The organism is Burkholderia sp. AU33803 (genome assembly GCF_002223095.1).
In the GTDB taxonomy this organism is placed as follows: domain Bacteria; phylum Pseudomonadota; class Gammaproteobacteria; order Burkholderiales; family Burkholderiaceae; genus Burkholderia.
The window spans coordinates 288,796-312,853 of record NZ_NKFJ01000005.1; the positions used below are offsets into that span (position 1 = coordinate 288,796).

The following is a 24,058-nucleotide window of genomic DNA, read 5'->3' on the forward strand; positions in this document are numbered from 1 at the left end:
GGCTGTGACGGTCAGTCGCCCTCCGCGCCCTTACCGCCGTTCGTCAGCGCGCTCGCCATCAGTTCCCCGAACCATTCGATGAACGCATTGAGCCGGCGCGAACGATGGCGCCGGTGCGGGTACACGGCCGACACGTCCATCGGTGCGGCGCGGTGGCCGGGCATCACGTCGACGAGTGCGCCGCTGTCGAGCAGATGCTGGACGTCGAAGCGCGGAATCTGGATCAGCCCCATCCCGGCGATGCAGCTGGCGATATAGGTTTCGGCATTGTTGACGATCACCCGGCTCGGCAGCATGCGTGTGTATCGCTGGCCGTCCGTGCAGTATTCCCAGTCGAGTTCGCGCCCGGTCGTCGGCGACGCATAGCCGATCGCCCAGTGTCCGTGCGCGAGCGCATCCGGATGCTCGGGCACGCCGCATTCGCGCAGGTAGTCGGGGCTCGCGCAGTTGATCAGCGTGAACTGCCCGAGCGGCCGCACAACGAGGCTGCTGTCGGCGAGCCGCCCGACGCGGATCGCGCAGTCGACGCCCTCCTGCACCAGGTCGATCGAACGATCGGTCGAGCCGAGCGACAGTTGCAGCTTCGGATGACGGTGAAACAGCGACGGCAGCGCGGGCGCCACCATGCGGCGCGCGATCCGGCTCGGCACGTCGACGTTCAGCCGGCCGATCACGTCGCGGTCGCGGCGGCGGAACAGGCGGTCGAGTTCGTCGGCCTCCGCGAGCAGGCGCCGGCCGCGTTCGAGCAGCAGCGCGCCGTCGGCGGTCAGCTGCACCTGGCGTGTCGTGCGGTGCAAGAGACGCGTGCCGAGCGCCGTCTCCAGTTGCTGGACGGCCGCCGACACGGTCGCGCGCGGCACGTCGAGCGCATGCGCGGCCTTGATGAAGCTGCCCATCTCGGCAACCTGCAGGAAGATTCTGACCTGATCCAGCTTGTCCATCGGCAGGGAACGTAGGTTCGGACGAACGCCGCCGCCAGCCGTCGCGCATCGCGGCCGGGTCCGGCGGCACAGAGAAAACGGGCACGCAGCCACGAGGCTGCGCGCCCGTCCATTGTCCACGCAAACGCGCCATTGCGGTGCGCCGCGCGGCCCGTTGCCGGGCCGGTTACTTGGTCGTGTAGCCGCCGTTGATCAGGATCGTCTGGCCCGTGATCCACCAGCCGTCGGTGACGAGATGGCGGATGAACGGCACGACGTCCTCGATGTCGGTCAGGCCCGTCTTGCTGAACGGCGACAGCGCGGCCGCCGTCTTGTGATACGCGACCGCATCGGCGCCCTCGGCCGGGTAGAAGAACGGCGTGTCCATCGGGCCCGGCCCGACGGCCGTCACCGAGATCCCGCGCGCACCGTACTCCTTCGATGCCGCGCGCGTGAAATGCTCGACCGGCGCCTTCGATCCTTCGTACGCCGCATAGAACGGCGTGAACGCGCCGAGCAGCGACGTCACGAGCGTGACGAGCTTGCCGTGATCCTCGAGGTGCCGCCCCGCCTCCTTGATGAAGAAGAACGCCGACTTGCTGTTGACCGCGAACATCTCGTCGTACTCGGCCTCGCTGATCTCGGTGAACGGCTTCTTCAGCACCTTGCCGACCGTGTTGATCGCGATGTCGATCTTGCCGAAGCGCTGCTTCGCGTCGTCGAACAGCTTCTCGACCGCGGCGGCCGTCGTCAGGTCGCCCTGGAACGTGGCCGCTTCCGCGCCGGCCGCACGCACCGCGGCGGCCGTCTCCTCGGCCTGCGCCTGCGACGCGGCGCTGTTGTAGTGAATCGCCACGGCCTTCGCGCCGTGGCTCGCCAGATCCCGCGCGATCAGGCCGCCGAGATTCTTTGCGCCACCTGCGATCAGGACGACCTTGTCTGCGAGCGTATGAGTTGCCACGGCTGACTCCTTTTTTCGTTGAACGAAGCTAGGAGTGTAGGCATGCGCGACGCACCGGTCAGCCGGGCACGGCTGGATGGATTATCCAGAAAAACGGCCCAATCGAAGCGCGGCAGTGCAGCCTGCCGCACCGACAACCGCCCCGGAATCTGCCCTCGATCGAGTGGCGCCCGTCCCGGCGCCCGCTCAGCGCGCGTACAACGCCGCGTCGATCTTGCCGAGCAGCCACTGCATGCCGGCCAGGTGCTGCTGGTCGTGGCTGCACAGGTAGTGGACGAGTCCGCGCACGGTCAGCGACCCGTAGCCTTCGAATTCCCCGGTGCGCGCGAGCTGTTCGGGCGTGAGACGCGACACGAGGTCCAGCGTCTCGCGCCGCGCTTCGCGGATCGCCGCGAGCACGTCGGACGCGTACGCGTCGTTGTAGCGGCGTTCGATCGCGAGCGCGTCGCCGTCGATCGACACGAGCAGCGGCCGGTCTTCGTCGAGCATCCGCCGCAGCCGCACGTGATAGCCGTCGATCTCGATGTCGCGCACGTGGCAGAGCTGCCCGAGCGGCGAGAAATGCTCGCTCGGGATCCCGGCCCAGTCATCGGGCGTCCAGCGCGCGTAGCCGTCGGGCACGGCCGCGAAATGCGCTTCGAGCTGACGGGGGAAATCGGCGAGTGCGTCGAGCGTCGTCGGATTCATGCGGGACTCCCTGTCGGATAGGCGCGACGGCAACCCTGGCACGGGCCTGCCGTCGCCGTTGCGTCACTTCACACTGAAGCCGTACGCGCCCTGCGTGCGGTGCCCGTCGGTCGCGACGGCCACCCATTTCACCGTATAGGCGCCGGTGCCGACCGCCGTGAGCGGCACCGACATCCGCTTGCGATTCGACGCGTCGATGCGCGCACGGCCGTCCGACACCGTCTTGCCGTCGCCGTCGACGACGACGATCGAACTGAACGCCGGCTCCAGCGGCTCGGTGAAGTCGATCGTGACGGCGGCCGGTGCGGCAGCCACCGACGCGCCCGCCGCGGGATCGCTCTTCGCGAGGTGCGCGTGCGCGAACGCGGCCGACGAGCAGGTCGCGGCAACGATGACGGCCGCGGCGTGGCGGCCGAACGGGAACGAAGCAAAAGGCATGTGCTTTCCGTGAAGAATGAACGGGCGCCGCGCCCCGCGCGGCGTACCGGCAGCTTACCAGCGCATGCGCGTTCATGCCGGTCGCGCGCCGTCGCTTGATAGAATGCGCGCGCTATGGATCTCGAAAGCATTCTCTACACCCAGGGCTTCGGCTCGCGCCGCCAGTGCCGCGGCCTGATCGAAGCGGGCCGCGTCACCGTGGCGGGCGCCCGCGCGACCGACCCCGACGCCGCGTTCGATACCGACGGCCTCGTGTTCTCGGTCGACGATACGGCGTGGCCGTTCCACGCACGCGCCTATCTCGCACTCAACAAGCCGGCCGGCTACGAGTGTTCGCGCGACCCGCAACACCACGCGAGCGTGTTCAGCCTGCTGCCTGCGCCGCTCGTCGCGCGCGGCGTGCAGTGCGTCGGGCGTCTCGACCAGGACACGACGGGCCTGCTGCTGCTGTCCGACGACGGCCAGTTCGTGCACGCGTACACGTCGCCGAAACGCAAGGTACCGAAGACCTACGTGGCGACCGTGCGCCACCCGCTCGACGACACGCAGCTCGACACGCTGCGCACCGGCGTGCAGTTGCACGGCGAGCCGAAGCCGATCGCGGCGGTCGCCGCCGACGCGCGCGCCCCGCACGCACTCGCGCTGACCGTCCTGGAAGGCAAGTATCATCAGGTCAAACGGATGGTCGCGGCGGCGAGCAATCGCGTCGAAGCGCTGCATCGCGAAAGCATCGGCGGCTTCACGCTGCCGGGCGACCTCGCGCCCGGCGCGTGGCGCTGGCTCGATGACGCCGACCTTGCGGCGCTGCGCAATACCGTCAAAACCCTGTAAGGGAAAATCCGCACGACCGTTCGACGTCCGGCCGCATCTCTGCCGCGTGTTCCCCCGCTATACTGAAATCACAAGCTGTACGAGCAGCGATGCAGGGGAGACGTCATGAACAACCATACTTTCGAACTGTCGTACGTGATGATCGCGTTCGCGGTCATCGGTGTCATCGTGATCGGCGGGCTGCTGGCCGCGATGCACATGAAGCACAAATATCATCCGAACCTGATTGGCGCACTGATCGGCGCGTTGCTGTGCTTCCTGCTGATCGAGGCGTTACCGGCGCTCACCTGACGCGCTGCCCGGCGCGAGCGTTTGAAGGAAATCGTCTACGGTCGGATAGCGCAACGTCACGCACAATTCGGCCTTGAGCCGTGCGTTGGACAGGCGCCGCGACTCGCGCATGAACGACAGCAGTGTCGGTTCGAGCTGACGCTCGGCGTCCGCGCGGCTCACGCGCGGCGGCCTCGGCAGGCCGAGCACCTGCGCGACCCGGTCGAAATACTCCCCCATCCGCAGTTCGCTGTCGTCCGACGCGTGTACGGCGCGCGCCGGCTTGCCGCGTTCGGCCGCACGGCGCAGGATCGCCGCGAGATCGTCCGCGTGGATGTGGTTCGTGTAGACGTCGTCGGCCGCTTCGAGCGCCGGCGTACCGCGCTCGAGCCGCGCGACCGGCAGACGGTTGGCCGCATAGATCCCGGGAATCCGCACGACGCGCGCGGACAGCACGCCGCGCACCGTCGCCGCACGCAACTGCCGCTCGGCCGACACGCGGCGAAATGCGCGCGGATTCGCGGGGCGCAGCGGCTGCGTCTCGTCGATACGTGCGCCGCCGCAATCGCCGTAAACGCCCGTCGTACTGGCGTAGACGAGCCTCGGCGCACGAAGGCCGTCGGGTACAATACGCGCTGCCCGAACGGGCGCGCCGGCCTGTCGGGCCGCGGTGCGCAGCGTTCGGAGCCGGCCGACCGCCGAGGCCGGCGGCACCGGCGGCCGCCGCGCAGGCACGGTCGTTGCGGCGATCAGCGCACGCGTGCGCCGGTCGTCGCGGCCATCGGACTGCGGCGGTGCGAGATGCAGGATCGTGCGGGCAAGACCCGCGAGGCGGCCAAGCGTCGCCCGGCGATCGAGGTCGCCGACGATCGGTGTTGCGCCCGCGGCGCGCAGTTCGTCGCGACGGGCCGGATGGCTCGTCAGCGCGAAGATCCGCAGGTTGCGGCGCGTGTCGCGCCATTGCGCGACGCAGCGCATGCCGACGTCGCCGCAGCCGACGATCAGTGCGCGCGGCCGGCGCAGGATTCGAGTCGCGATCATGTTGGTTGCGAAATCAGTAGCCACCGTTGCGCGACGCGCAACGGGTTTGCATTGTAGCTGCCGTGCCCGACATGCACGGTCCCCCCATTTTGTTCTAGTTTGGTTCTATGGCATTCAACGTCACTCTCAAGCAAAGCGGCCGGCAATTCCAGGTCGAGTCGGATGAAACCGTGCTGGCGGCCGCGCTGCGCCAGAACGTCCATCTGCCGTACGGCTGCAAGAACGGCGCGTGCGGCTCCTGCAAGGGCCAGATCGTGTCGGGCCAGATCGAACAGGGCCCGCATGCCGCGTCGGCGCTGTCCAACGACGAACGCACCCGCGGCCTCGCGCTGCTGTGCTGCTCGAAGGCGCAGTGCGATCTCGAAATCGACGTGCGTGAAATCGCCGGCGTCGACGGCGTGCAGGTCAAGAAGCTGCCGTGCCGGATCGCCGCGCTCGAGCGCAAGGCCGACGACGTGATGGTCGTGAAGCTGCAGCTCCCCGCCAACGAACGCCTGCAGTATCTCGCGGGCCAGTACGTCGAGTTCATCCTGAAGGACGGCTCGCGCCGCAGCTACTCGATGGCGAGCGCGCCGCACGAGGAAGGCCCGGTCGAGCTGCACATCCGCCACATGCCGGGCGGCAAGTTCACCGACCACGTGTTCGGCGCGATGAAGGAGCGCGACATCCTGCGCTTCGAAGGCCCGCTCGGCACGTTCTTCCTGCGCGAGGATTCCGACAAGCCGATCGTGCTGCTCGCATCGGGCACCGGCTTCGCGCCGATCAAGGCGATCATCGAGCACGTGAAGCACACGGGCATCACGCGCCCGATGACGCTCTACTGGGGCGCACGCCGCAAGAAGGACATCTACCTCGGCGAACTGGCCGAGCAGTGGGCACGCGAGATCCCGAACTTCAAGTACGTGCCGGTGCTCTCCGAGCCGGACGCCGGCGATCAGTGGACGGGCCGCACCGGCTTCGTCCATCGCGCGGTGATCGAGGATCTGCCCGACCTGTCGGGCTACCAGGTGTATGCATGCGGCGCGCCGGTGATGGTCGAATCCGCGCAGCGCGACTTCACGCAGCACCACGCGCTGCCGGCCGAGGAGTTCTACGCGGACTCGTTCACGAGCGCCGCCGATCTCGCGCATCCGGTCTGAGGCCCGCGCACCCACGTGCGGCACTGCGCGCCGCGATGTCACATCCGTGGCATCGCGGCGGTTTACAGTGACGCGCGGGATGCCTTATGCTTGCGCACATGAACTGCTTCCTGTCCGCCCTTCGACGTCGCCGCTCGCCGCTCCGCCCGGATGCCGCAGGCTCGTCACGGACTCGCGCGTAACCCGCACACTGCTTCACCGGTTACGCACAAGCTGTTCGACCCACCAGCCACGGCCTTCCGTGGCTTTTTTATTGCCTGTTTCCCTTTCAACGTCCGCTGGAGTCTGCTGCCATGCCCCTGAACGATTATCCGATCGACTCGCTGATGTACATCACGAACCGCCCCGACATCGTGTTTACGCACGGCAAGGGTTCGTGGCTCTACGATCACACGGGCAAGCGCTATCTCGACTTCATCCAGGGCTGGGCCGTCAACAGCCTCGGCCATTGCAACGAAGGCATCGTCGACGCGCTGAAGACGCAGGCGGAAAAGCTGCTGAACCCGTCGCCCGCGTTCTACAACGAACCGATGGCGAAGCTCGCGGGCCTGCTCACGCAGCACAGCGTGTTCGACAAGGTGTTCTTCACGAACAGCGGCGCGGAAGCGAACGAAGGCGCGATCAAGCTCGCGCGCAAGTGGGGCCGCAAGTTCAAGAACGGCGCGTACGAGATCATCACGTTCGACCACAGCTTCCACGGCCGCACGCTCGCGACGATGTCGGCCAGCGGCAAGCCGGGCTGGGACACGATCTACGCGCCGCAGGTGCCGGGCTTCCCGAAGGCCGAGCTGAACGACATCAACTCGGTCGAGAAGCTGATCACCGAGAAGACCGTCGCCGTGATGCTCGAGCCGATCCAGGGCGAAGGCGGCGTGATTCCGGCCACGCGTGAATTCATGCAGGCGCTGCGCGCGCTGACGAAGCAGCACGACCTGCTGCTGATCGTCGACGAAGTGCAAAGCGGCTGCGGCCGCGCAGGCACGCTGTTCGCGTACGAGCTGTCCGGCATCGAGCCGGACGTCATGACGCTCGCGAAAGGCATCGGCGGCGGCGCCCCGCTCGGCGCGCTGCTGTCGAAGGCCGAGTTCGCGGTGTTCGAGGCCGGCGACCAGGGCGGCACGTACAACGGCAACCCGCTGATGACGGCGGTCGGCTATTCGGTGATCTCGCAGCTCGTCGCACCGGGCTTCCTCGAAGGTGTGCGTGCACGCAGCGAATACCTGAAGCGCAAGCTGCTCGAGTTGTCGGAAGAGCGCGGCTTCGAAGGCGAACGCGGCGAAGGCCTGCTGCGCGCGCTGCTGCTCGGCAAGGACATCGGCCCGCAGATCGTCGAGAAGGCGCGCGACATGCAGCCCGACGGCCTGCTGCTGAACGCCGCGCGGCCGAACCTGCTGCGCTTCATGCCCGCACTGAACGTGACGACCGAGGAAATCGACCAGATGATGGCGATGCTGCGGTCGGTCCTCGACACGCTCTAAGGAGACCACCGCGATGGATGCCGCCGCCGATGCTGTCGCAGTCCGCCCGTTCGAACGCGCCGACACCGATGCCGTGCTCGCGGTATGGCGCGACGCGTTCCCGCAGTACGAAGACGCGGATGCGCCGCCGCACCGCGATCCGCTGCGATCGATCGAGCTGAAGCTCGCGACGCAGCCGGAGCTGTTCTTCGTCGCGACCAGCCGCGCACGCGTGGTCGGCACGCTGATGGCGGGTTTCGACGGGCATCGCGGCTGGCTCTACTCGTTCGGCGTATCGAACGACGCACGCCGGCTCGGCATCGGCCGCGCACTGATCGCGCACGCGGAACGCGCGCTCGCCGCGCGCGGCTGCCTGAAGATCAACCTGCAGGTGCTGCCCGGCAACGACGATGCATGCCGCTTCTACGCGGCGCTCGGCTATCGTGTCGAGGAACGCATCTCGTTCGGCAAGACACTGCCGGCCGCGTGAAGCAGAGGCCGGCAGCCCCCTACGTCAGCGCGTGATCGGCCCCGCGCCCGGCAGCGGATTGCCGAGCGCGTCGGTCGGCACGGCCTGCTGCTCGAACGCGGCGAAATACGCGGCCCACTGCGACTCGCTCACGCGCACGATCAGCGCGCCGTCCTGCCAGATGTCGTTGTGATCGTTGTGGTCGTCGCCCGCGCGATGCAGGTAGTTCGAGCCGGTCGACCCCTGGTTCATGTGCGTGTCGTGGATGCCGTTGCCTTCCGAATACGTGCGGCCGAACACGACGACGTCGAGCCCCTGCGACTGCGCGGCGTTCACCAGCCGCAGCAGCGACGGGATCGGCTCCTGATTCTCCGTGCCGTCCATCACGGCGCTCGGGCGCCATGCGCCCGTTTCGTTCAGGATGTCGCTGCGCAGGTAGTCGAGCGCGGGCAACGCTGCCTGCCCCGTCAGGTCCGTATAGCCTTCGGCCGCGGCCGCGAGCGTCTGCGTGATCGGGTGGTGGAAATCGTAGACGAGCTTGTAGTTCAGCAAGTCGTCCGCGTCGTTGGTGCCGACGTTGATCGCGACGTCCCAGTCGCCGCCGGGCAACGCCAGCGTCAGGTGGATGTGGTACTGGATCTCGCTGCCATGCGGCGAGCCCTTCAGCTTCGCCACCGATGTCACCTTCGCCTTCACGAAACCGTAGTCCAGACTCATGCGCGCTCTCCGTGTGCCGATGGGCCGCCGATGCTACACGGCCCATGTGTCGGTTTGCAGGCGACCGGCAACGAGCGGCCGCCCCCATCGTTCCCGCGCCGCGTGCGCGGCGCAACAGTCGAATGGAGTCGCGCCCGCCCACACAAGTTCGACCGGAATCGCATGACACGAAAAAAAAGCTGTCACGGTTTCCCGTGACAGCTTTTCGAAAGCCCGTGTGCGACGCGGCCGGCATCTGCCGTCGCGCGCCACCGGGCCCGCTCATTCACTCACTCATTCACCCAGGTACGCAGCCCGCACCTTCGGATCGTCGAGCATCTGCTTCGCATCGCCTTCCATCGTGACCGTGCCCGAATCCATCACGTAACCACGGTCGGCCGCCTGCAGCGCGAGGCGCGCGTTCTGCTCGACGAGCAGCACCGTGATGCCCTCCTTCGAGATTTCACGCACCACTTCGAAGATCTTCTCGACCATGATCGGCGACAGGCCCATCGACGGCTCGTCGAGCAGCAGCAGCTTCGGCTTCGACAGGATCGCGCGCGACATCGCCAGCATCTGCTGCTCCCCGCCCGACAGCGTGCCCGCGAGCTGCGTCGCCCGCTCCTTCAGGCGCGGGAAGAAGCCGAACATGCGGTCGACGTCCTTCTTGATCTGCTCGCTGTCGTTGCGCAGGTACGCGCCCATCTGCATGTTCTCGACGATCGACATCCGCGCGAAGATCCCGCGGCCTTCCGGCACCATCGCGAGGCCGCGCTTGAGCAGCTCGTGCGTCGGGATGCCCTTGATCGACTTGCCCTCGTACTCGATGTCGCCGGCCGAATACGCCTTCAGACCGGTGATCGCCTTCATCGTCGTGGTCTTGCCCGCGCCGTTCGCGCCGATCAGCGTCACGAGCTCGCCCTGACGGACTTCCATGTCAACGCCCTTGACGGCCTGGATGCCGCCGTAGTTGACCTGCAAGCCCTTGATTTTCAACATTGCCGCTGCCATCAGTGCACCCCTGCGCCGAGATATGCCTCAATCACCTTCGGATTCTTCTGCACGTCCTGCGGCAGACCCTCGGCGATCACCTTGCCGTAATCGAGCACCGTCATCCGGTTGCACAGCCCCATCACGAGCTTCACGTCGTGCTCGATCAGGAGAATCGTGCGGCCGTCCGAGCGGATCTTGTCGAGCAGGCGCGTGAGTTCGACCTTCTCGGTCGCGTTCATCCCGGCCGCCGGCTCGTCGAGCGCGAGCAGCTTCGGGTCGGTGGCCAGTGCGCGCGCGATCTCGAGACGGCGCTGGTGGCCGTACGACAGGTTGCGCGACGTGTAGTCCGCGTACTGCAGCACGCCGACGTATTCGAGCAGCTCGATCGCGCGCTCCTTGATCTCGCGCTCTTCCTGGCGTTCGGCCGGCGTCTGGAACACCGCGCCGAGCAGCCCGTGCTTGGTGCGCACGTGGCGGCCCACCATCACGTTCTCGAGCGCCGTCATCCCGCCGAACAGGCGGATGTTCTGGAACGTGCGCGCAATGCCCGTCTTCGCGACCTGATGCACCGCGGTCGGCTTGTATTCCGAGCCGTCGAGCTTGAACTCGCCGGAGTCCGGCGTGTAGAGGCCCGTGATCACGTTGAAGAACGTCGTCTTGCCGGCGCCGTTCGGGCCGATCAGGCCGTAGATCTCGCCTTCCTTGATTTCGAGGCCGACGTCGGACAGCGCCTGCAGGCCACCGAAGCGCTTGTTCACGCCTTTGACGGACAGTCGGATTTGTTTGTCGCTCATGTGTATATCCCCAGTGTCCGTCGATTAAGCACGAACCGGCTTCTTGCTGTTGCGCTTCGCCAGTTTCGCGATCTTGTCCTCATGCTTCGGTGCGGGCCACAGGCCTTCCGAGCGGTACAGCATGATGACCACCATCGCGAGGCCGTACAGCGCCTGACGGATCACTTCCGTATCGACGACGTCGTGGCCGAACAGCGCGTGCTGCAGCGGGCTCATCGTCGAGCGCAGGAATTCCGGGAAGATCGCGAGCAGCACCGCGCCCAGGATCACGCCCGGGATGTGGCCCATGCCGCCGAGCACCACGCAGGCCAGCACGACGATCGATTCCCAGAACGTGAACGATTCCGGCGACACGAAGCCCTGGAACGAACCGAACATCGCACCCGACAGGCCGCCGAACGACGCACCCATCGCGAACGCGAGCAGCTTCACGTTGCGGGTGTTGATGCCCATCGCCTTCGCCGCGATCTCGTCTTCGCGGATCGCCGCCCATGCGCGGCCGATACGCGAGTGCTGCAGGCGCGTACACACCCAGATCACCAGCAGCGAGCACAGCACGAACAGGTAGTAGTACATGTAGACCGACGGCAGCTGGATCCCGAACAGCGAGTGCGTCTGCGCGAGGCTGAAGTCGCCGATGTGCACCGGATCGATGCCCGTGATCCCCTTCGGGCCGTTGGTGATGTTCACCGGACGGTCGAGGTTGTTCATGAAGATCCGGACGATTTCACCGAAGCCGAGCGTCACGATCGCCAGGTAGTCGCCGCGCAGGCGCAGCGTCGGCGCGCCGAGCAGGATCCCGAAGGTCGCCGCCAGCGCCATCGCGATCGGCACGATGATCAGGAACGGGATGTGCAGCCCGTTCGGCGCGAGCGCCGCGATCCACTCGAATTGCGAGCTCAGGTGCGGCGAGCTCAACAATGCCGCCGTGTATGCACCTACCGCGTAGAACGCGATGTAACCCAGGTCGAGCAGGCCGGCAAAGCCGACCACCACGTTCAGGCCCAGCGCGAGCATCACGTACAGCATCGCGAAGTCGAGCACGCGGACCCAGTAGTTGCCGCCGGCCGAGCCGATGATGATCGGCGCGGCGATCACGAAGACCGCGGTCAGGAGGCCGATGATGACCGTCTTGGTGGTGTTGCGCTCTTCGACGAGCGACGTCGAGGATTCGATCGGTTGAATGGATGTCATGTTGTTTGCTCCCTTCCGTTACGCGCGATCCGCGACACGTTCGCCCAGCAGGCCGGACGGACGGAACACCAGCACGATGATCAGCACGATGAAGGCGAACACGTCCTGGTAGTTACTGCCGAATACGCCGCCCGTGAGGTTGCCGATGTAGCCGGCCCCGAGCTGCTCGATCAGGCCGAGCAGCACGCCGCCGACCATCGCACCGCCGAGGTTGCCGATCCCGCCCAGCACCGCGGCCGTGAACGCCTTCATGCCGGGGATGAAGCCCATGTAGAAGTGCACGTTGCCGTATTCGGATGCGATCATCACGCCGGCCAGCGCGGCGAGCGCGGAGCCGATCATGAACGTCGCGGAGATCACGAAGTTCGGGTTCACGCCCATCAGGCTCGCGGTGTTCGGGCTTTCGGCGATCGCGCGCATCGCGCGGCCGAGCTTGGTCTTGTGCACGAGCAGCAGCAGGCCGCCCATCACGATGAACGCGACCGCGATGATCACGATTTCAGTCACCGAGATCACGGCGCCCGGCGTCGTGTCGGTGGCCTTGATCACGTTGATCGGATCGGTCGGCAGCAATTGCGGGAACGGCAGCGGGTTGCGCGACCAGATGATCATCGCGGCGGTCTGCAGCAGGATCGACACGCCGATCGCGGTGATCAGCGGGGCGAGGCGCGGTGCGCGACGCAGCGGCCGGTAGGCGACCCGTTCGATCGTGAAGCCGACGAATGCACAGACGACTGCGGCGATGCCCAGGCCGATCGTCAGCGTCGCGACGTTGCCGAGTCCGGGGAAATGGTTCTGCAGCACGGTGATGGCCGACAGGGCGACCATCGCGCCGATCATCAGCACGTCGCCGTGCGCGAAGTTGATGATGCCGAGAATGCCGTACACCATCGTGTAGCCCAACGCGATGATGGCGTAGACACTGCCGAGCACCAGCCCGTTGAGAACCTGCTGGACGAAAATATCCATTTAAAGCTCCTTGGCCCGTGCTGCCGGAGGACGTTGCGCCCCGCGGGTAAGCGAGGAATCGCGCCTTCTCGGCGACACTGCGGGTACTAGTCGATACCGGTAAGGGTGGATCGTCCCGGCGCGCGCCGCCCGGCCTGTACGGCCGGACCTGCCGCCGGAGCGGATACAAAAACGGCACCGCACTGTTCCGGTGCCGTCATGAGTCCCGTCGCTAAATCGTCACGACATCGAGGACGGTGTTCGTGGCCTCCTTGAAGTCGTAGGGCAGCATGCCGAGACGGCCATCGTCCGGTTGCCCGGCATCCGTGCCTTTTCCCGTCCGGTGCGAGGCGAGCCCCGCACCCGGGCGGATCGGATTCCGTGCCGCGCTGCCTCGCAAGGCACCGCGAACGCCGCGCCCGACATTCGTCAGGACTACGTCGGAATCCATCGTACGAACCAGGCCACGCGCCGCGACATCATTGCTCGCGGCAACGCGCTGTTTCGTCGAATCGAAATGAAAGGGGACCGGCGACATCGGCACGCTGCCCGCATCGCCGGGCACCCGGGCCGGCCTGCGTCGATCGGCGCGCACGGTCGCTGTCACGCCATGACCGGCGGCCTGCTGTGCTGCACCCTGCGTGCCCGCTGCCTGGCCGTTCGCCAGGCCAAGCGCGTTGATTTCCTCGATCGCCAAACGTGCCCCGTTTTCCTTGTCCTTGCCCAATTGCGCGATGCGGCCCGCAAAGGGTGCCGCACGACCGGTTCCGGCGACGCGCACGCCGCTGGCCGGCGGTGCCGCGAACACCGCAGCCTCCCTCCCCGCCTCGTCGTCGCTCTTTTTGCTGCAGCCGGCAAGCATTGCAACCGGTGCGGCGACGGACATGGCGTAAGCCAACTTCACATGCATTGAGTGGTCTCCCGCGCCTTGCCAAAATCCGATTTCAAAGCCATTCAGGCCTGAAAACGGGCGCATTGTAACTCCATTTATAGGACGCCAATAATCCTGATTCGATGGGGTTTTCCTGCATTGCAACCAATTTTGAGAGACGCTTGAAAGCACGCAGAGCAACCCGGTTGCACCATTCATCCGAATATTGGTTGCGATTGCGAATTCGACAGGCAAAAAAAAGCGCGCCGTCAGGCGCGCTTCGGTGTTCCGCGGGTGCAATGCGGCAATCAGGCGGCGGGCGGCAGGTTCAACCCGCGCGGCAGCGGAAACGACACGTTTTCCTCGATGCCGTCGAGCGCGCGCACATTGCGCACACCGAGTTCGCGCAGCCGCGCGATCACGGCCTGGGCGAGCACTTCGGGAGCCGACGCGCCGGCCGTCACGCCGATGCGGCGCTTGCCCGCGACCCATGCCGGATCGATCTGGTCGGGTGCATCGACCATGTAGGCGGCCACGCCGCGCTTCTCGGCCACTTCACGCAGGCGGCTCGAATTCGAGCTGTTCGGGCTGCCGACGACGATCACGACATCGCACTGCGGCGCCATGAACTTCACGGCATCCTGGCGGTTCTGCGTCGCGTAGCAGATGTCCTGCTTCTTCGGCTCGCGGATCTTCGGATACTTCGCCTTCAACGCGCCGATGATCTCGGCCGCGTCGTCGACGGACAGCGTCGTCTGCGTGACGAGCGCGATGCGTTCGGGATCGGCGAGCTCGAGCTTCTGCACGTCCTCGACGCTCTCGACGAGATGCATGCCGCGCTCGACCTGCCCCATCGTGCCTTCGACTTCCGGATGGCCCTTGTGCCCGATCATGACGATGTCGACGCCGTCCTGGCGCATCTTCGCCACTTCGACGTGCACCTTCGTGACGAGCGGGCAGGTTGCGTCGTAAATGCGCAACCCGCGCACGTCGGCCTCGTCGCGCACGGCCTTCGACACGCCGTGCGCGCTGAAGATCACGGTATTGCCGGCCGGCACTTCCTCGAGCTCCTCGACGAAGATCGCGCCTTTCTTCTTCAGATCCTCGACCACGTACTTGTTGTGGACGATCTCGTGACGAACATAGATCGGCGCACCGTGCATCGCGATGGCGCGCTCGACGATCTCGATCGCGCGATCGACGCCCGCGCAGAAACCGCGCGGCTGGGCCAGCAGGATTTCGGCATCGGCGGCGACGGTCTGCCCGGACAGCGTATCGGTGGTGCTCATGATTACAGGATTCCGATGATTTTCACTTCGAACGTGAGCGCTTGGCCCGCGAGCGGATGATTGAAGTCGAACAGTGCCGAGGTTTCGCTGACTTCCTTCAGCACCCCCGCGTATCGGCCGCCGTCCGGCGCGTTGAACTCGATCAGTTCGCCCGGCGTGAAATCGTCGCCGACCATCCCGTTCTCGCGCAGCGTCGACAGCGTCACGCGCTGGAGCATGTCGGGATTCCGGGGACCGAACCCCTGTTCGGGGGCTAGCTGAAAAGTCGAATGGTCGCCGACCCTGAGGCCGATCAGAATCTGTTCCAGCGACGGCGCCAGTTGCCCCGCGCCGAGCAGCAGCGTGGCCGGCTTGTCGGTGAAGGTGTTGACGATATCGGCGCCGTCGGCGAGTGCCAGCCGGTAATGCAGTGTGACGTGGGAACCGGGCTTCACTTCGGATAGATCGATGAGGCTCATGAATTACTCGTTCAGTCGGCGCCCGATACGGCCGAAAGGCCCGGCGCAAAACCAATATTGTAAGTCACCTGAGCGCGCAAGGCGGAAAGTGCGACGACGTCGCGCACACTGCCCCGCCGCCAATGGAGTTTCAAGCATGCTGTCACCCTGCCCAGCCTTGCCGCCCGCCGAATGCCGCGACAGCACCGATCTGCCGGCCGATCCGCCCGGCCGTGTCATCCCGATCCACCGGCGCAAGCACCGCCTGCGCGGCTGGCGGCCCGAGCGGCCACGCGAGCGATTGCTGGAGCGCGGGCCGGCGGCGCTGACCGACGACGAACTGGTCGCCCTGCTGCTCGGCACGGGCAAGCCCGGGCACGATGTGTTCACCACCGCCCGCGCACTGGTCAAGCAGTTCAAGTCGTTGCACGGACTGCTCGAGGCAACCACCGGCGATTTCGAGGCGCACCCCGGCATCGGCCCCGCGCGCGCCGCGCGGCTGGTTGCCGTCATCGAGATCGCGCGTCGCATGCTCAAGGAGAAAGCGCACGAGAAGATGCCGATCGACTCACCCCGCGCGGTCGAGGACTATCTGCGGCTGAAGATCGGCGCGCGTCCGTACGAAGTGTTCGCCGCGGTCTACCTCGACGCGCGCCACGGCCTGATCGACATGGAGGAAATCACGCGCGGCTCGCTGACGCGCATGGCGGTCTACCCGCGCGAGATCGTGCGCCGCGCGATGGCATACAACGCCGCGGCACTGATCGTCGCCCACAACCATCCGTCGGGCGCCGTGCAGCCGAGCGCGGAAGATCGCCGCCTGACCCGCGTGCTGCACGACGCGCTCGCGCTCGTCGATGTCAGGCTGCTCGATCACGTCGTGATCGGCACCAGTGATACTTTTTCGTTCGCACGGGCCGGTTGGATGTAGACTGTGCGGTTGCGGCCCGCCCAACGGCGCCGCAACGGCGATGCGAAATTAGGTTTGATTTTTCTGAACTTTTTCTGCTAGAATCGCCGTCTGTCTTTTTTCCAACCAGTTCTAGCCATCGAAGGGCCTTGTCTGTAAGGGCTTCGGCGTTCTGAGTGCAGCCATGGATCACGTGGCGGTACGATGGAACCTTCATCGGCGATCGAACCCCGAATTTAGCGTATTAGGAGTGCTCTCATGGCACGCGTATGCCAAGTAACTGGGAAAGCGCCGATGAGCGGCAACAACGTTTCCCACGCCAACAACAAGACGAAGCGCCGCTTCCTGCCGAACCTGCAAAACCGCCGGTTCTGGGTAGAGAGCGAAAACCGCTGGGTGCGCCTGCGCGTCTCGAACGCCGGCCTGCGCCTGATCGACAAGAACGGCATCGATTCCGTGCTCGCTGACCTGCGCGCACGCGGCGAAGCCTAAGCCCAAGGAGCACAATCATGGCAAAAGGCGCACGCGACAAGATCAAGCTTGAGTCGACCGCTGGTACGGGTCACTTCTACACGACCACGAAGAACAAGCGCAACATGCCGGAAAAGATGGCGATCAAGAAGTTCGATCCCGTCGTCCGCAAGCATGTGGAATACAAAGAAACCAAGATCAAGTAATCTCCGGTTTCTGCTAGCCTGACGGCGACCGAAAAGCCCCGCACATGCGGGGCTTTTTGTTTTGCGCGCACGCTCCGGCGCGACGCGGTATGCTCTCCCCTTTCCGCGGCCACGGCTGCCGGAACGCACAAGATCAAAAGCGTAACGATGGAGATGCAGCATGAAATTCGACGTGGCGATCGTCGGCAGCGGCCTGGCAGGGCTGTCGGTCGCACTCAACCTGGCCAGCACGCGACGTGTCGCGCTGATCGCGAAACGGTCGATGATGGAGGGCGCGAGCGATAACGCGCAAGGCGGCATCGCCGCAGTCCTCGATTCGGCGGACAGCATCGAGAACCACGTCGACGACACGCTGGTCGCCGGTGGCGGCTTGTGCGACGAAGGCGCGACGCGCTATATCGTCGAACACGGCCGCGAAGCGATCGAATGGCTGATCTCGCAGGGCGTGCCGTTCACGAAGGACGACGCGGCCGAGCTCGGCTTCCACCTCACGCGTGAAGGCGGCCATAGCCACCGCCGGATCATCCACGCGGCCGACGCGACCGGCCATGCGGTGCTCGCCACGCTGTCGGCGCGTGCACGTCAGCATCCGAACATCACGTTCTTCGAAAACCACCACGCGATCGACCTGATCACGTCGGATCGGCTCGGCCTGCCCGGCCGCCGCTGTCACGGCCTGTACGCGCTCGACGTCGACAACGACCGCACGATCACGATCGAGGCGCCGCATACGGTGCTCGCCACGGGCGGCGCCGGCAAGGTCTACCTGTACACGACGAACCCCGACACCGCGACCGGCGACGGCATCGCGATGGCGTGGCGCGCAGGTTGCCGCGTGTCGAACATGGAATTCATCCAGTTCCACCCGACCTGCCTGTTCCATCCGTATGCGAAATCGTTCCTGATTTCCGAAGCCGTACGCGGCGAAGGCGGCCTGCTGAAGCTGCCCGACGGCACGCGCTTCATGCCCGCGCACGATCCGCGCGCGGAACTCGCGCCACGCGACATCGTCGCGCGCGCGATCGACTTCGAGATCAAGAAGCGCGGGATCGACTGCGTGTATCTCGACATCAGCCACCAGCCGGAAGCGTTCCTGCGCGAACACTTCCCGACGATCCACGCGCGCTGCCTCGAATTCGGCATCGACATCGCGAAAGAGCCGATTCCGGTCGTGCCGGCCGCGCACTACACGTGCGGCGGCGTCGTCACCGACCTCGCCGGGCGCACCGATCTCGCGGGCCTGTATGCGGTCGGCGAAACGTCGTACACGGGGCTTCACGGCGCGAACCGGCTCGCGAGCAACTCGCTGCTCGAATGCCTCGTGATCGGCCGCGCGGCGGCCGAGGCGATCGAAGCTGCGGGCTTCGATGCCGAAACGCCGGCTTCGCTGCCCGCGTGGGACGAAAGCCGCGTGTCGGATGCGGACGAGGAAGTCGTCGTTGCGCACAACTGGGACGAGCTGCGCCGCCTGATGTGGAACTACGTCGGCATCGTGCGCACCGACAAGCGCCTCGAACGCGCGAAGCACCGGCTGTCGCTGCTGCGCGACGAGATCCAGGAGTACTACGCGAACTTCCGCGTGACGCGCGACCTGCTCGAACTGCGCAACCTCGTCGACGTGGCGACGCTGATCGTGAAGAGCGCGCACTCGCGCCGCGAAAGCCGCGGGCTGCACTACAGCCGCGACTGGCCGAACTCGCTGCCGAAGGCGCTGCCGAGCGTGCTCACCCCGCGCGCGCGTCGCTGAGCGGCACGACCTTCCCGGCTGCGGCCGCACAGGAAAAAAGCCGTTGGCGTTTGCGCGCCAACGGCTTTTTTGTCTGATCGAACGCGTTCGGTCAGTCGACGATCCGCATCGAATAGTCCGTCGCGCGCACGTCCTTCGTCAGCGCGCCGATCGAGATGCGATCGACCCCCGTTTCCGCGAACGCGCGCACCGTATCGAAATTGACGCCGCCCGACACTTCGAGCACGGCCTTGCCGTTCGCCACGCGCACCGCTTCACGCATCATGTCGAGCGTGAAGTTGTCGAGCAGCACCGACTGCGCGCGATGTGCGAGCGCCGTATCGAGTTGTGCAAGCGTCTCGACTTCGACCTGCACGGGCACGCCCGAGTCCAGCGCGAACGCCGCGTCGAGCGCCTCGCCGACACCGCCTGCCGCCGCGATGTGGTTTTCCTTGATCAGGATGCCGTCATACAGCGCGAGACGCTGGTTCTCGCCGCCGCCGACGCGCACCGCATACTTTTGCGCGAGCCGCAGGCCCGGCAGCGTCTTGCGCGTATCGAGGATCTTCGCGCGCGTGCCTTCGACGCGATCGACGTAACGACGCGTCGCGGTCGCGACGCCCGACAGCAATTGCAGGAAGTTCAGCCCGTTGCGCTCAGCCGTCAGCAGCGCGCGCGCCGGCCCTTCGAGTTCGCAGACGGTCGAATCGGGCGACATACGATCGCCTTCGCGATAACGCCACTGCACGACGATCGCCGGATCGATCTGGGCAATCACGGCCTCGAACCACGGCACGCCGCACAGCACGGCTTCCTCGCGCACGATGATGCGTGCACGGCGACGTCCGCCGGCCGGTACGAGCCGCCCGGTCTGGTCGCCGCTGCCGACGTCTTCCGCGATCGCATCGGCCACGTTGCGCGCGATCGCATCGTCGAATGCCGCGCCGTATTGCTCGCGGACGATGTTGAACAGCGGGGATACTGCGGAGTTCGCGCCGCCTTCCGCCGGGCCGCCCCCAAGGAAGGTGGCCGCCCCCTCGGGGGCCAGCGAACGAATGTGAGCGTGGGGGCTATTCATTACGCAGCCCCCACGTTCGCAAACAATTGCTGATCGCGCTGCAGATCGCCGCTCGCCTGCACGCGCTTCTTGTGCGCGGCTGCGAAATCGAGCATCCGGTCGATCGGCAGGCGTGCGCGCTCGCCGATCGCGGGATCGACGAAGATCTCGTTGTGGCCGCGTTCGAGCACGTCGGCGAGGTTCGCGAGGCCGTTCATCGCCATCCACGGGCAGTGCGCGCAGCTCTTGCAGGTGGCGCTGTTGCCGGCCGTCGGTGCGGCGATGAAGGTCTTGCCGGGCGCCGCAAGCTGCATCTTGTGCAGGATGCCGAGATCGGTCGCGACGATGAAGTGCGTCGCGTCGAGCTTGACCGCCGCGTCGATCAGTTGCGTGGTCGAGCCGACCACATCGGCCTGCGCGACGACGTTTTCCGGCGATTCCGGGTGGACGAGCACCTTCGCGTCCGGATACTCGGCGCGCAGCAGATCGAGCTCGATGCCCTTGAATTCGTCGTGAACGAGGCACGAGCCTTGCCACAGCAGCATGTCCGCGCCGGTTTTCTTCTGGATGTAGCTGCCGAGATGGCGATCCGGCGCCCAGATGATCTTCTCGCCACGTGCGTGCAGGTCAGCCACGATCTCGAGGCCGATCGACGACGTGACCATCCAGTCCGCGCGCGCCTTCACGGCGGCGCTGGTATTCGCGTAGACGACGACGGTGCGGTCGGGATGCGCATCGCAGAACGCCGAGAATTCGTCGACGGGGCAGCCGAGGTCGAGCGAGCAAGTCGCGTCGAGATCGGGCATCAGGATGCGTTTGTTCGGGCTCAGGATCTTCGCGGTTTCGCCCATGAAGCGCACGCCGGCGACGACCAGCGTCTGCGCGTCGTGGTCACGGCCGAAGCGGGCCATTTCGAGCGAATCGGCGACACAGCCGCCGGTTTCGTCGGCGAGTTCCTGCAACTCGGCGTCGACGTAGTAGTGCGCGACCAGCACGGCCTTTTCGCGCACGAGCAATGCCTTGATGCGCGCTTTCAGCGCGGCCCGCTCTTCGGCGGACGGTGCATCGGGCACCTTGGCCCAGGCCTGCCCCACGCCGCATACGGTCCCTGCTGCAACGGGCCGGTCGTACTCGACGGGTTTGATCGTCGATTGCATCTCCATATCTCCTGTCGACCAGCGTTAGCGCTTTAGCGCTTACGCTGGTCCCATGCTTCGCGGTCGACCCGAGTTAGCGCTTTAGCGCTTACTCGGGTCCCATGCTTCGCGGTCGATCAGAGTTAGTGCCTTAGCGCCCACTCCGATCCCATCCCCTGCGTTCGCCCCGGAGCAACGTCCACGTTGCCCCAAGCCTCATACCAATCCGGCCCTGCCAATCACCATTCAAAAACCGGCGGACCAAATAAAAAACCCCGCCAACGCGGGGTTTTTGACGTCCTTAGATTCTAATCGATTTCGAATCAGGCGTAGCGGCGCAGGCGTGTCGCAAATTCCTGCAGCGCCTTGATGCCGCTTTGTTCTGCGCGATGGCACCAATCCTGCAATTGCGCGAGAAGCTGTTCGCGCGATGCCGTCGAACGATCCCAGATCGCGGCAAGATCCTGGCGCAGCTGGAAGTACGTTTGCAGCTTCTGGCTGTTCGCGAAGATTTCCGGCAGCAGCTTCTTCTGCGGCTCGTCGAGGCCGTCGGCGTCCTTGTGGAACCACTTGCGCGCGCCGCGCATCATCTGGTACTTCTCGCCGCCGATTTCCTTCAGGTGCGCAAGCTCCTGGCGGTACGCACGCTTCACGGCCTTGCCGTAGCGCGCCATCACTTCGTAGCGGTTCGACAGCACGGCCTGCAGCGTCTCCTGGTCGAGCACCGTCTTCGGCTTGTTCAGGCGCGGCGTGGGCGCGACCTTCTTCACCTTCGCGAGACCGAACGCCGACATGATGCGGATGTACATCCAGCCGATGTCGAACTCGTACCACTTGTTCGACAGCTTCGCCGACGTCGCGAACGTGTGGTGGTTGTTGTGCAGTTCTTCGCCGCCGATCACGATGCCCCACGGGAACAGGTTCGTGCTCGCGTCGGCCGAGTTGAAGTTGCGATAGCCCCAGAAGTGACCGAAGCCGTTGACGACGCCAGCCGCCCAGAACGGAATCCAGACCATCTGCACGGCCCACACGGTCAGGCCGATCACGCCGAACAGCGCGACGTCGATCACCATCATCAGGCTGATGCCGAGAATCGGGTACTTCGAATAGACATTGCGCTCGACCCAGTCGCTCGGCGTGCCGTGACCGAACTTGCGCATCGTCTCTTCGTTCTTCGCTTCCGCGCGATACAGCTCGGCGCCTTCGAGGAACACCTTCCAGATGCCGCGCGTCTGCGGGCTGTGCGGATCTTCCTCGGTCTCGCACTTCGCGTGGTGCTTGCGGTGAATCGCGGCCCACTGGCCGGTCAGCATGCCGGTCGTCATCCACAGCCAGAGGCGGAAGAAGTGGCTCGCGATCGGATGCAGCTCAAGCGCGCGGTGCGCCTGGCAGCGGTGCAGGTAGACCGTCACGCCGATGATCGTGACGTGCGTGACGGCGAGCGCGAACAGCGCGACCTGCCACCACGAAAAATGCAGGAGCCCGTGGGAAAGAAAATCGAGCAGGGAATTCAACAAGGCAGTTACCTGTGATGAGAGCGACGTCGGCACGCGCCGAGCGTCAGAAAAATGAAAGCATACCGCGTGTAGACCAGAATTTTACTTCAACCGTTCCAAGTCTTTGTAAAAAATGAACATTTTCTTGCCATGACGCAACAAACCCAGTCCATGGGCGGACTGGGAAAGGCGCGCGATCCGGTTCCGGCCGCGGGGTCGATACGATTGCAGACCGGTGCGCGTCATGCCGCCGGTGCGTGCCCGTCCACGGCGCCGTTGCCGGCCGTCACACCCGTGGCGGGAAAGGCGTCGGGCATCCCGACGACGCGCACTTCGCGCTGCGGGAACGGAATCGAAATCCCGTGCTCGCTGAACAGGCGCCAGATGTTCCGGTTCACGCTCGAACGCACGCCGGACGTGCCTTTCGCCGAATCCTCGATCCAGAAACCGAGCTCCAGGTCGATTCCGTCCGCCCCGAAGCTCACCAGATACGGGGTCGGAGCAGGCTCCGCCAGCACGCGCGGCACACCCTTGGCCGCCTCGGCGAGCAGCGTGAGCGCGTGCTCGACGTCGCTCGTGTACGCGACCTGCACGGCGACCTTCGCGTAGCCGCGCGTCAGGTACGACGACTGGTTCTGCACGACGTCGGTGATCAGCTTTTCGTTCGGGATCAGCGTCTCGTTGCCGTCGAGGCCGCGCACGACCGTGTAGCGCGTGCGGATCTGCGTGACGACGCCCTGCAAGCCGCCGACGCTGATCGCGTCGCCGAGCCGCAGCGAGCGGTCGAGCAGGATGATGAAGCCCGACACGTAGTTGCTGGCGATCTTCTGCAGCCCGAAACCGAGGCCGACACCCACCGCGCCTCCGAACACGCCGAGCACGGTCACGTCGATGCCGACCAGCGACAGCCCGATCAGGATCGCCGCGAACACGAGCAGCGCGCGGCCGACCCGCGACAGCACGACCTTCAGGTTCGCGTCGAGCGTGCTCGCGCGCGTGAGGCGATCCTCGAGCACCGAGCCGAGCCACATCGCGACCATCAGCGTCACGCACACCCACAGCGCGCCGGAGATCACCGACAGCAGCGTGAGATGCGCATTGGCGACCCGGAACTGCACGCTGTCGAGCCAGCCGAGCACGTCACGCTGGATGCCGAGCACGGTCAACACCATCGCGGCCCACACGACGGTCGACACGATCTTCTCGACGATCGACAGCCATGCATGCGTGTGGCCGTCGCGCGCGAACACGCGCCGCGCAAAGAAGAACAGCACGTAGATCAGCCCGATGCCGAACAACGGCACGAGCGCGAGCGACAGCAGCGACGTCGACATGAACGGGTCGAACGCGAGCTGCGCGCCGCCCACGAACACGCTGCCGAACAGCGGGAACAACGCGCGCTTCAGGCTTTGCGCACCCGCGCCGGGCGCACGTCCGGCCGCCCGGCGGCGCGCGTCGATCCGGCCGTGCACGAAGCGCGCAGCCACCCATGCGAAGCACAGCGCGCCGATGAGGATCGCCGCCTGCCAGATCATCACCGGCTGGTGGAAATCGCGGATGACCAATGCCAGCCGGTGCGACAGCAGGCGGCTCTGCAGATTCTCCATCGTCCGTCCAGCCC

The 24,058-nt window shown here is 65.9% G+C and carries 26 protein-coding genes; 9 read left to right on the forward strand and 17 right to left on the reverse strand.

Features of this window, described 5'->3' with window-relative positions; all coding sequences use genetic code 11:
* Positions 1 to 11 precede the first annotated feature (11 nt).
* The 4 genes from CFB41_RS13205 to copC all read right to left on the reverse strand — a co-directional run bounded on the left by CFB41_RS13205 (position 12) and on the right by copC (position 3,006).
* A complete protein-coding gene (locus CFB41_RS13205) occupies positions 12 to 941 on the reverse strand; it encodes a LysR family transcriptional regulator (RefSeq protein ID WP_089456776.1) in 930 nt (309 codons plus the stop codon).
* Positions 942 to 1,107: 166 nt separating this feature from the next.
* On the reverse strand, positions 1,108 to 1,881 hold the full coding sequence (locus tag CFB41_RS13210; protein WP_039368119.1) for an SDR family oxidoreductase: 774 nt from the start codon (positions 1,879 to 1,881) through the stop codon (positions 1,108 to 1,110).
* 186 nt (positions 1,882 to 2,067) lie between these two features.
* Positions 2,068 to 2,568 (reverse strand): DinB family protein, encoded by a 501-nt coding sequence (locus CFB41_RS13215; RefSeq protein ID WP_089440832.1) that lies wholly within the window; start codon positions 2,566 to 2,568, stop codon positions 2,068 to 2,070.
* 63 nt (positions 2,569 to 2,631) lie between these two features.
* Entirely contained in the window at positions 2,632 to 3,006 is a 375-nt protein-coding gene (copC, locus tag CFB41_RS13220; protein ID WP_089456777.1) for a copper homeostasis periplasmic binding protein CopC, read from the reverse strand.
* 114 nt (positions 3,007 to 3,120) lie between these two features.
* On the opposite strand from copC, the gene CFB41_RS13225 reads away from it, so the two are divergent.
* Together CFB41_RS13225 and CFB41_RS13230 are read left to right on the forward strand one after the other, a co-directional pair.
* Positions 3,121 to 3,837: a pseudouridine synthase gene (locus tag CFB41_RS13225; RefSeq protein WP_089456778.1), complete on the forward strand. Its 717-nt coding sequence runs from the start codon at positions 3,121 to 3,123 to the stop codon at positions 3,835 to 3,837.
* A gap of 105 nt (positions 3,838 to 3,942) precedes the next feature.
* Positions 3,943 to 4,128, forward strand: coding sequence for a hypothetical protein (locus CFB41_RS13230; protein ID WP_011352938.1), 186 nt, complete (start codon positions 3,943 to 3,945; stop codon positions 4,126 to 4,128).
* Here CFB41_RS13230 and CFB41_RS13235 read toward each other — a convergent pair.
* Positions 4,111 to 5,148 (reverse strand): NAD-dependent epimerase/dehydratase family protein, encoded by a 1,038-nt coding sequence (locus CFB41_RS13235; RefSeq protein ID WP_089456779.1) that lies wholly within the window; start codon positions 5,146 to 5,148, stop codon positions 4,111 to 4,113. The genes CFB41_RS13230 and CFB41_RS13235 overlap by 18 nt on opposite strands.
* 107 nt (positions 5,149 to 5,255) lie before the next feature.
* Between CFB41_RS13235 and CFB41_RS13240 the strand changes: the two genes are divergently transcribed.
* The 3 genes from CFB41_RS13240 to CFB41_RS13250 all read left to right on the forward strand — a co-directional run bounded on the left by CFB41_RS13240 (position 5,256) and on the right by CFB41_RS13250 (position 8,234).
* Complete coding sequence (locus tag CFB41_RS13240; RefSeq protein WP_089456780.1) at positions 5,256 to 6,287, forward strand: CDP-6-deoxy-delta-3,4-glucoseen reductase; 1,032 nt, start codon at positions 5,256 to 5,258, stop codon at positions 6,285 to 6,287.
* 293 nt (positions 6,288 to 6,580) lie between these two features.
* On the forward strand, positions 6,581 to 7,765 hold the full coding sequence (locus CFB41_RS13245) for an acetylornithine transaminase (protein WP_089456781.1): 1,185 nt from the start codon (positions 6,581 to 6,583) through the stop codon (positions 7,763 to 7,765).
* Positions 7,766 to 7,778: 13 nt separating this feature from the next.
* Positions 7,779 to 8,234 (forward strand): GNAT family acetyltransferase, encoded by a 456-nt coding sequence (locus CFB41_RS13250; protein ID WP_089456782.1) that lies wholly within the window; start codon positions 7,779 to 7,781, stop codon positions 8,232 to 8,234.
* 24 nt (positions 8,235 to 8,258) lie between these two features.
* Here CFB41_RS13250 and CFB41_RS13255 read toward each other — a convergent pair whose 3' ends face one another.
* The 8 genes from CFB41_RS13255 to CFB41_RS13290 all read right to left on the reverse strand — a co-directional run bounded on the left by CFB41_RS13255 (position 8,259) and on the right by CFB41_RS13290 (position 15,456).
* On the reverse strand, positions 8,259 to 8,930 hold the full coding sequence (locus CFB41_RS13255) for a DUF2278 family protein (protein ID WP_089456783.1): 672 nt from the start codon (positions 8,928 to 8,930) through the stop codon (positions 8,259 to 8,261).
* Positions 8,931 to 9,203: 273 nt separating this feature from the next.
* Positions 9,204 to 9,920: an ABC transporter ATP-binding protein gene (locus CFB41_RS13260; protein ID WP_039368157.1), complete on the reverse strand. Its 717-nt coding sequence runs from the start codon at positions 9,918 to 9,920 to the stop codon at positions 9,204 to 9,206.
* On the reverse strand, positions 9,920 to 10,696 hold the full coding sequence (locus tag CFB41_RS13265; protein WP_021160760.1) for an ABC transporter ATP-binding protein: 777 nt from the start codon (positions 10,694 to 10,696) through the stop codon (positions 9,920 to 9,922). The genes CFB41_RS13260 and CFB41_RS13265 overlap by 1 nt, the downstream gene beginning before the upstream one ends.
* A 24-nt stretch (positions 10,697 to 10,720) precedes the next feature.
* Positions 10,721 to 11,890 (reverse strand): ABC transporter ATP-binding protein, encoded by a 1,170-nt coding sequence (locus CFB41_RS13270; RefSeq protein WP_089440838.1) that lies wholly within the window; start codon positions 11,888 to 11,890, stop codon positions 10,721 to 10,723.
* Positions 11,891 to 11,908: 18 nt separating this feature from the next.
* Entirely contained in the window at positions 11,909 to 12,859 is a 951-nt protein-coding gene (locus tag CFB41_RS13275; RefSeq protein WP_006488946.1) for a branched-chain amino acid ABC transporter permease, read from the reverse strand.
* Positions 12,860 to 13,070: 211 nt separating this feature from the next.
* On the reverse strand, positions 13,071 to 13,814 hold the full coding sequence (locus CFB41_RS13280) for an amino acid-binding protein (protein ID WP_179250033.1): 744 nt from the start codon (positions 13,812 to 13,814) through the stop codon (positions 13,071 to 13,073).
* Positions 13,815 to 14,017: 203 nt separating this feature from the next.
* Entirely contained in the window at positions 14,018 to 14,998 is a 981-nt protein-coding gene (ispH, locus tag CFB41_RS13285; protein ID WP_006488968.1) for a 4-hydroxy-3-methylbut-2-enyl diphosphate reductase, read from the reverse strand.
* A gap of 2 nt (positions 14,999 to 15,000) precedes the next feature.
* Positions 15,001 to 15,456 carry a peptidylprolyl isomerase gene (locus tag CFB41_RS13290; RefSeq protein WP_046544593.1) on the reverse strand — a complete coding sequence of 152 codons (456 nt, stop codon included), beginning with the start codon at positions 15,454 to 15,456 and terminating at the stop codon, positions 15,001 to 15,003.
* A 136-nt stretch (positions 15,457 to 15,592) separates the two neighbouring features.
* On the opposite strand from CFB41_RS13290, the gene radC reads away from it, so the two are divergent.
* From radC to nadB, 4 genes are all read left to right on the forward strand, one after another.
* Complete coding sequence (radC, locus tag CFB41_RS13295) at positions 15,593 to 16,366, forward strand: DNA repair protein RadC (protein WP_089456785.1); 774 nt, start codon at positions 15,593 to 15,595, stop codon at positions 16,364 to 16,366.
* A gap of 237 nt (positions 16,367 to 16,603) precedes the next feature.
* Positions 16,604 to 16,837: a 50S ribosomal protein L28 gene (gene rpmB, locus CFB41_RS13300; protein ID WP_004186391.1), complete on the forward strand. Its 234-nt coding sequence runs from the start codon at positions 16,604 to 16,606 to the stop codon at positions 16,835 to 16,837.
* Between the two features lie 17 nt (positions 16,838 to 16,854).
* A complete protein-coding gene (rpmG, locus tag CFB41_RS13305) occupies positions 16,855 to 17,022 on the forward strand; it encodes a 50S ribosomal protein L33 (protein ID WP_006478046.1) in 168 nt (55 codons plus the stop codon).
* A 160-nt stretch (positions 17,023 to 17,182) separates the two neighbouring features.
* Positions 17,183 to 18,769 (forward strand): L-aspartate oxidase, encoded by a 1,587-nt coding sequence (gene nadB, locus CFB41_RS13310; RefSeq protein ID WP_089440841.1) that lies wholly within the window; start codon positions 17,183 to 17,185, stop codon positions 18,767 to 18,769.
* A 91-nt stretch (positions 18,770 to 18,860) separates the two neighbouring features.
* Here the strand turns inward: nadB and nadC are convergent, their stop codons facing one another.
* From nadC to CFB41_RS13330, 4 genes are all read right to left on the reverse strand, one after another.
* Entirely contained in the window at positions 18,861 to 19,826 is a 966-nt protein-coding gene (gene nadC, locus CFB41_RS13315) for a carboxylating nicotinate-nucleotide diphosphorylase (protein WP_256941019.1), read from the reverse strand.
* Entirely contained in the window at positions 19,826 to 20,962 is a 1,137-nt protein-coding gene (gene nadA / locus CFB41_RS13320; RefSeq protein WP_071334971.1) for a quinolinate synthase NadA, read from the reverse strand. Before nadA ends, nadC begins: the two co-directional genes overlap by 1 nt.
* 302 nt (positions 20,963 to 21,264) lie before the next feature.
* Entirely contained in the window at positions 21,265 to 22,458 is a 1,194-nt protein-coding gene (locus tag CFB41_RS13325; protein ID WP_089426146.1) for an acyl-CoA desaturase, read from the reverse strand.
* Between the two features lie 221 nt (positions 22,459 to 22,679).
* Entirely contained in the window at positions 22,680 to 24,044 is a 1,365-nt protein-coding gene (locus CFB41_RS13330; protein WP_089456786.1) for a mechanosensitive ion channel family protein, read from the reverse strand.
* Between the last annotated feature and the right edge of the window lie 14 nt (positions 24,045 to 24,058).